Genomic DNA, 2624 nt, shown 5'->3' on the forward strand with positions numbered 1-2624 from the left:
GGGGTGGCGCAGGGGGCCGAATCGGGAAGGTTCCGGCCCTTGCTCCGATCGGGGGGCACACCGTGCGGAACAACCCCCTTCTGAATTGACTCCGGCTCAACTATGTTCGTACCTCGTCGGGGTGTCGGGTCCGGCCACCCGACTGTCAGGGCGGGGAGTCTCCGGGGGGAGACGTCATTACCGGGGGAACGGTTATGCATATTCAGGACTCTCATTGGCAGTCCGCCGTCGTCGCGTCGGCGGACGGCAATGGTCGCGCGGGCGGTGGTGGGAGCGCTTCCGCTTCCCGCTCCGCGCCGCTGCGCGTGGACGCCCAGCGGAATCTGGAACACGTGCTGCGCGCCGCGCGCGAGGTGTTCGGTGAGCTGGGGTACGGGGCGCCGATGGAGGACGTGGCCCGTCGCGCGCGCGTCGGCGTGGGCACGGTCTACCGGCGCTTTCCGAGCAAGGACGTGCTGGTACGGCGGATAGCCGAGGAGGAGACCGCACGCCTCACCGACCAGGCGCGCACCGCGCTGGGCCAGGAGGAGGAGCCCTGGTCGGCGCTCTCCCGGTTCCTGCGCACCTCGGTGGCGTCGGGTGCCGGACGGCTGCTGCCGCCGCAGGTGCTGCGCGTCGGGGTGGACGTGGAGGGCGAGGAGTCGACGGTCATCGGCACCGGACCGGTGCCGGTTCCGGCGCCGGTGGAGCCGCTGGACGCGGCGGGCTCCGCCCCCGAGGTGCGGGTGCCGCAGCAGCGTCAGGCCGGGCTGCCCGGCGGGTCCGTCGTGCCCGACCTGCGGGTCGTCGAACAGCGCACGGCCGCACCGGACGAGCTGGACGACCCGGGGGCGGTCGAGCTGCTCGCGGTGGTCGGGCAGCTGGTGGACCGGGCGCGCGAGGCGGGTGAGCTGCGGGGCGATGTGACCGTGGCCGATGTGCTCCTGGTGATAGCCACGGCGGCGCCGTCGCTGCCCGATCCCCACCAGCAGGCCGCTGCTTCGGCCAGGCTCCTGGACATCCTCCTCGAAGGCCTGCGTTCGCGGCCGGTCTGAGACGCGGCCCGCGGCCACGGACCCGCCCCCGTTCGGGGCGGGTTCCCCTAACGGGTGGTTGACAGCGGGCGGACTCCTCGGGTGTGGGGCTCTGTGGGACGCTTGGCCCGTGGTTGGGTCTGAGCGTGCTGACGGGGGCTTCCGCGATGAGCGTTGAGGGGCGGGACGAGCTCGGCAACAGCAGCGGTACCAAGCCGGAGGGCGCGCCCTCCGCGCAGGTGCCGGGCCAGGCGGGCCGCGCGAGCCGGCCGGACGCCGACAGCGGGCCCGGCGGCACCGTGCTGCCCGGGCCGTGGGGCCCCGCGCGGGAGCCCGAGGCCCCCGCCGACGACCCGGCCGACCGGGCCGACCCGAACGGTCCGGCCGACCCGAACGCCCAGAGCGGCCCAAGTGGTCCCATGGCGCCTGCCACCGGCCGGAGCAGCCGGAGCCACCCGGAGGTGCCTGCCACCGGCCCGACGGCGACTGGCGCCGGCCCAACGACGCCTGCCACCGGCCCGGCTGCGCCCACCACCGGCCCCATGGCGACCACCACCGGTCCAACGGCGCCCGCCACCGACCCCGCCAAGACCGTGCCCGGTGTTCCGCAGCAGCGGGAGCGGGTCACCGGTGGTGGGTCCGTCACCGCCGACGCCGAGCTCATCCAGCGGATGCGCGCGGGCGACGACTCCGCCTACGAGGAGCTGTTCCGCCGCCACTCCGACGCGGTGCGCCGGTACGCCCGCAGCTGCTGCCGGGACGCGCACACCGCCGACGACCTCACCGCCGAGGTCTTCGCCCGTACGCTCCAGGCGGTGCGCGGCGGCGCCGGGCCCGAGCAGGCGGTGCGCGCGTATCTGATGACCACCGTGCGCCGCGTCGCCGCGTCCTGGACGAAGACGGCCAGGCGCGAGCAGCTGGTCGAGGACTTCGCGCTCTTCGCCGACCAGGCCGCCCGTACCTCGGACGGCAGGGACGACGACACGGTCGACCTCGGCGCGGACGTCCGGGCGATGCACGAGGCCGAGCAGTCGCTGGCGATGCAGGCCTTCCGGTCGCTGCCGGAGCGGTGGCAAGCGGTGCTGTGGCACACCACCGTCGAGGAGGAGTCGCCCAGCGAGATCGCCCCGCTGTTCGGGCTCTCCGCCAACGCCACGGCGGTCCTGGCCAGCCGGGCCCGCGAGGGTCTGAAGCAGGCGTATCTCCAGGCGCATGTCTCCACCGCGCTCACCGAGGGCGGCGACTGCGCCCGCTACGCCGACCGCCTCGGGGCGTACGCGCGCGGTGGGCTGCGGGTGCGGGCCGAGCGGGGTCTGAGCAAGCACCTGGAGGAGTGCGCCAAGTGCCGGGTCGCGGTCGTCGAGCTCAAGGACGTCAACGCCGGGATCCCCGCGCTGCTGCCGGTCGCGGTGGTCGGCTGGTTCGCCGCCGGGTACTCGCTCAAGGCCGCGGGACTCGTGGCGGGAGGCGCCGCCGGTGCGGCGGGTGCCGGTGCTGCCGCGGCGGCCACGGGCGGGAGTTCGTCCGGGGGCGCGGCCGGCGGGGCCGCCGCCTCCGAGGGGCTCGGCGGGGCCGCCAAGGCGGGCATCGCGGCGGCGGTCGCCGTGGCGG

General features: G+C 75.5%; 2 protein-coding genes. Both read left to right on the forward strand.

From position 1 onward, the window contains the following. The first annotated feature begins 194 nt into the window (after positions 1 to 194). Positions 195 to 1034, forward strand: coding sequence for a TetR/AcrR family transcriptional regulator (locus tag ACJA3G_RS34815; RefSeq protein ID WP_406557030.1), 840 nt, complete (start codon positions 195 to 197; stop codon positions 1032 to 1034). 146 nt (positions 1035 to 1180) lie between these two features. Then, on the forward strand, positions 1181 to 2624 hold a 1444-nt coding region (locus ACJA3G_RS34820), incomplete at its 3' end, for a sigma-70 family RNA polymerase sigma factor (protein WP_406557031.1).

This window comes from Streptomyces sp. YS-3 (assembly GCF_045257485.1).
Classification (GTDB): domain Bacteria; phylum Actinomycetota; class Actinomycetes; order Streptomycetales; family Streptomycetaceae; genus Streptomyces.

Coding starts and splice junctions, on each gene's coding strand:
- ACJA3G_RS34815 (WP_406557030.1), top strand. CDS start 195: ATGCATATTCAGGACTCTCATTGGCAGTCCGCCGTCGTCGCGTCGGCG.